Below are 5069 nucleotides of genomic sequence, written 5' to 3' on the forward strand. Positions count from 1 at the left end.
CGCTCGGCTTGGAGATGGTGTTGTACTGGTCGCCGGAAATGATGAGCTGCAGGCCGGCGATCGTGGCATCGTTGCCCGTCACCGGCGGAACCGGATCGAAGCCTGCCGCCTTGAAGGCCGCAACAGCCGCGCCACCCGTGCCGTCATTGGCGGCAACGACACCGAGGATCTTCTTGCCGAAGCGGGTGATCTGGCCGCTTGCCCATTGCTGCGCCTTCGGCGGCGCCCATTCCGGCGTATCGAACTCTGCAAGCACCGGATAACCGCCATCGGCGAGACCGGCATGGATGCCCTTCTTGATCAGGCCGGCGGCTGCGTCAGTCGGCGAACCGTTGATTTCGAGAAGGCCGCCATCTCCTGCCTTTACGCCCTTGGCTTTGAGGTGATCGACCAGCGACTTGGCGATGATCTTCCCGATCTCTTCATTGTTGAAGGAGACATAGTAGTCTGCGGCGGCCGACGGAATCGGGCGGTCATAGGCGATGACCTTCACGCCCTGGCTTTGCGCCAGCTTGACCAGCGAAGCGGCGGCCGTCGAATCCACGGGGTCGAGCACGATCGCTTTCGCGCCCTGTGAGATCGCCGAATTGAACTGCTGCTGTTGGCGCGAGGCATCGCCATTGGCGTTCTGATAGATGACCTTGCAGCCGGTGCAGAGCTTCTTCATCTCGGCCTGGAAGCCGGGGAAATCATGCTCTTCATAGCGCGTGGAACTCTGGTCGGGCATCAGGAAGGCGACGGTCGCGTCCGTGACCTTGGCGGATTGCGCGAAGGCAGATGTGCCGGTCATAACACCGATTGCAAGCGCGGCGGCGCCGGCGATTTTGAGTGCGAAATGGTTCATTGGAATTTCTCCGTTCCAAATGGTAATGGTTTCCCTCAGTCATCACGGCGGTCAGCACGCGATGCTCTTGTTTGATGCTCGCCCGCGACCGGTGACCTGGTCGACGCGGCGGTAAATTTTGGACAAGCCTTCTCCTTCAGGCGGCAGAGATGCCGGCCCGTTCGCTTGTCCTGAATGCTGAGTCCTCCCGTTCCTCCCTTTTTAGGCGGCCTCCACCGCGCGTGCGTGCTGTGCCAATAGCGATCTGAAGCGCGAGGGCGCCATGCCCTTCAGATCCAGAAAACGCCGATTGAAGTTCGAGATATTGTTGAAGCCTGCCGCAAAGCAGATGTCGGTGATGGTCATGTCCGTCTTGCTCATCAACAGATGACACGCGAAGTTGATACGCAGCCGGTTGACATATTGCACCAGCGCCATGCCGGTATGGCGGCGAAAGCTGCGGGAAAAGGCACTGGCACTCTGGCCGGTCAACTCGGCAAGATCTCCTTCGCTGAAGGGCTCCGTCAGGTGAGTGTTGATGTAAGCCAGCGCCTGATTGACGCCCGCCGACATGAAACCAGATGGATCGGGCTGATAGCCGGCGCTCGCAAGCGTACGCGTTCCCTGGGCATTGCTCATTGCACTGAGAACACTCATGAAGCGTTCGATGCGGCGAATACCCGTCGCCTCGACAAGCTCACCAAGGATGGGACCAACGATAGCAGCGGTTTCAGGCGTGAAAAGTGCGCCTCGGCGGCTCGTTTCCAACATGGGCGCGCAGGCAGACAGCTCCGGAAATACACGGCTCGCCTCAGCCAGGAAAAATTCGGAAAATTGCAGAACGCGGCAACGCAGGGGAAGCGTAACCCCCGCCGGCACATCGCTTACCCAGTTATGCGGCAGGTTGGGGCCTGTCAGGACCAGATTGCCCGGCTCGAATTCACCGATGAAGTCGCCGATGAAATACTGCCCAGTGGTCGCGACGACATGGTGGATCTCATACTCGGGATGAAAGTGCCACCGAACCGTGCGGTAGGGATAGCCGTGCTCCCAGGCCTTAAAGGACTCGCCGCTACCGATCGCAACCACTTCCAAATCGGGATTCATCAGCCAGCCTCCTTTCGTCCGTCCGCGCGCCACCAGGACTGCGGCGCCTCCTCCCAGAGGCCACAACGTCTTCTACGAGGGCAAATCTACGCCTTGCAGCAACTTGCCGCTACTACGCCCTGTACGTTCAATCGATACTTTTTTGACATGAAGGGCGGCTTATTTGATCGAATGTGCAGTGTGGGATGGGCACTGTGATGCCGAAACATCGATGTCCGGCGCGGAGCGCTGAGAGTCTCCTTAGGCTTACAAGGACCTATGGCCGGCGTGCCGCTGGCCAGCCGCCAGTAATGGTCCGCTGGCTTCGTTATTTCTTCTTTCCTTGATCGTGATGCCATTTGATGGCGAAGTACATGCCCGTGCCCAACACGGTAACCTTGAACAGAATGAAGACTATAGGGAACCAATCCACCATTTTGAATATTTCCAGGCTATTACTTGAGACTATCTATTGTGAGGTGCACCACCTCGAAACTGCCGCTTCGGCAGCTTCATTTTTTGTTCAGACCATCGTCGAATCTAACTTCGATCATAAGGCTCGCATCCACACGGCATGGCGGTGCCATCATCCGTCTGGCCGCAGCCATGATCAATTCATGATGAAGCCCCACAGACATTAGTTTGCTGAGTGCAGCGTCTCGGTTTCCGGCAGGCGGACGAGCTTGCCTTCCTCGGCCTTGTAGAAATACTGGCTCGCAACCAACCAGCCTTTGAGCGGCCGCAACGGTGGAATGCAGGTCGCCAGCATGAACGGCCCCGTTACCAGGAAGTGAACCCAGATCGGCGCGGAAAAGGCGACTTCGAGCCACACACCGAGCAGCACGCTCGGAATGCAGGCAAAACAAATGACAAAGAAAGCCGGCCCATCGGCAGGGTCGGCAAAGGAATAATCCAGGCCACATGCTTCGCATCGTTTGCGCAAAGTCAAAAATCCATCGAACATGCGGCCTTGACCACATCGCGGGCAACGGCAGCGTAGGCCGGTCTGCAACGGGCTTAGTGGGGGATATTCGGTATCCATGGCGCTCTCGCTTTCAAAAGAGACCATCGAGAATGCATTCAATGGTCGTATTGCTTGCATTCAATATAGGTACAATAGAAGCAATATGCGAGTCCATTCGCCAGAATGACGCAGTAAGTTGGGGCCAGATAGCCGATGCAGAAATGCGATCATTGTGCATACAATATGGCAATGCGCGTCGTAGCGCCTAGAAGACGGAGGCGGCCATTTCCGGTGAGCCTGCTAACGCATGCGCCATGAAGTCCAGAGCACTTTTCAGCCTGTCGCGGCCAATAGGACCACCGAGGCAAACCCGGACGGCCTCGGGCGCAGGGCCCTCGACGGTAAAGGCGTCGCTTGCCACGACTCCAATGCCCGAATTGCGCACATGGTTGGAGAAGGTAGATCGGGTCCAGCGATCGGTCAGCGGCAGCCAAATGTTGAAGCTGATCGGATCGGCCTGATAGCTGCCGGCCGGAAATGCGCTCGCGACCATCGACTGTCGCACGGCAGCCTCTGTCCTTATGAAACGCAGGATAGCATCGGCCGTGCCATCTTCAATCCAGCGCGTCGCCAGCGCCATGGTAATAGGCGATGCCATGACATTACCGGTCCGCATGGCGCTGACGAAAGGCCAGACTGCCTTGCCCTCCGGCACGACAGTATAGGCAAGACGGAGGCCTGCTCCGATACATTTGGCAAGGCCGCCAATATGCCAGGTCAGATCCGGCGCTATCGCCGCTATCGGCTGCGGCCCATGCGAAGGGATAAATCCATAGGCATCGTCCTCCACGATGGGCACCTGATATCGACGTGCAACTGCGGCAATTTCCCGCCGACGCCCCTCCGGAATGGTCAACGTCAGTGGATTTTGCAGTGTCGGATTGAGATAAAGCGCCTTCGGACGCGTCTTTTCACAGGCCTCGGCAAAAGCGTCCGGCAAAATGCCCCGCTCGTCCATCGCTAGACCGACAAGATTGAGACGCAGTTGAGCAGCGATCGAACGCATGCCCGCATAGGTGACATTTTCGGAAAGCACCACATCACCTGGCTTTGCGATCAGGCCGAAAATCGCAAGCAACGTCGGATGCGCTCCCGGCGTGATGAAAATCCGCTCAAGTGGCGGCATCAGGCCGCGACGGCCAAGCCAGCCAGCGGCAGCCTCCTTATCCATGGCGGAACCACCGAAATCCTGATAGCGCAGCAAGGAAACGAGATTCGCGGCCACCGCCGACATCCCGTCACGCATACGGGCAATGAGGTCGGGGTCCGTTGGATCGGGCGGCAGGTTCATTGAAAAATCGACCGCGGATACCCGGCGCGGATCAGGCTCCATATCGGCGACGAAACTCTTACCTTCTTGCGTTTGGCCGCCAGTCACGAAGGTTCCTCGGCCGACGTGCGAGCCGACCAATCCGCGCTTCTGCGCCTCGACATAGCCGCGCGCGACCGTCGTGAAATCGATGTTCAGGCGCTTGGCCAGTTCCCGCTGCGGCGGCAACCTATCGCCCGGGGCCAGAACCCCACTGCGCAAATCCATCTCGATCAGATCGGCGATGGCGATATAACGCGGGTTCGGGGAGCGGCTGAGATCGGGGTGCCAGTTCTTCATGTCAATGCTCCGCGTCGGGATCGTCAGGAATGAAACCTGACCGACATTGATGGTATATTGTTGCGCGCCATTCAAGTCATAGAAAAACACCGCATGCGCTCGGGCAAGCGGGCGGCCTCATCCCAAACAAATGCGGCGGCCGGCAAGATTGATTGGACTGAATGGAGAATTGATCTCTCTTGAGCGAAATTTCTGAACCAAGACGGCAGGCCCGTCGAAGCCGGCCTGCCGCTTTCCCGGGAGCGATAGCTCCCCGGGCTTATTTCCCTTGGTTGCGGCCAGCCTTCTGCTTGGCCTGATCATCCATGAGCTCATACCACATGGCGTTGAGGACGGCGAAAGCAGCGGCGAGAGGGAGGCCGAGGAGCCAGGCGAAATACCACATGCGAAGTCTCCTTGAGGTTAGTAGGCGTGACCGCCCTTGTCGTTGACCGTCTCGGCATCGACCTTGCCCCAGAGCACGCGGTAGACCCAGGCGGTGTAGGCCAGGATCATCGGCAGGAAGATGATGGTGACGACGAGCATGA

The 5069-nt window shown here is 58.4% G+C and carries 5 protein-coding genes and 1 pseudogene; all 6 read right to left on the reverse strand.

The genetic code is table 11. The annotated features are described in order from the left end of the window. The coding region (locus tag QD461_RS36300; RefSeq protein WP_414091608.1) for a sugar ABC transporter substrate-binding protein at positions 1-844 on the reverse strand (844 nt) is incomplete at its 3' end. 201 nt (positions 845-1045) lie between these two features. Further along, complete coding sequence (locus QD461_RS36305) at positions 1046-1930, reverse strand: helix-turn-helix domain-containing protein (protein WP_414091609.1); 885 nt, start codon at positions 1928-1930, stop codon at positions 1046-1048. Positions 1931-2546: 616 nt separating this feature from the next. After that, complete coding sequence (locus QD461_RS36310; protein WP_414091610.1) at positions 2547-2951, reverse strand: DUF983 domain-containing protein; 405 nt, start codon at positions 2949-2951, stop codon at positions 2547-2549. 187 nt (positions 2952-3138) lie between these two features. After that, complete coding sequence (locus tag QD461_RS36315) at positions 3139-4542, reverse strand: PLP-dependent aminotransferase family protein (RefSeq protein ID WP_414091611.1); 1404 nt, start codon at positions 4540-4542, stop codon at positions 3139-3141. A 259-nt stretch (positions 4543-4801) separates the two neighbouring features. Then, positions 4802-4927 carry a cytochrome bd-I oxidase subunit CydX gene (gene cydX / locus QD461_RS36320; protein WP_184709074.1) on the reverse strand — a complete coding sequence of 42 codons (126 nt, stop codon included), beginning with the start codon at positions 4925-4927 and terminating at the stop codon, positions 4802-4804. Positions 4928-4944: 17 nt separating this feature from the next. Beyond that, a pseudogene (locus QD461_RS36325) lies at positions 4945-5069 on the reverse strand (cytochrome d ubiquinol oxidase subunit 2); the annotation flags it as partial.

The organism is Rhizobium sp. BR 314, from assembly GCF_047445805.1.
GTDB lineage: Bacteria > Pseudomonadota > Alphaproteobacteria > Rhizobiales > Rhizobiaceae > Rhizobium > Rhizobium lusitanum_B.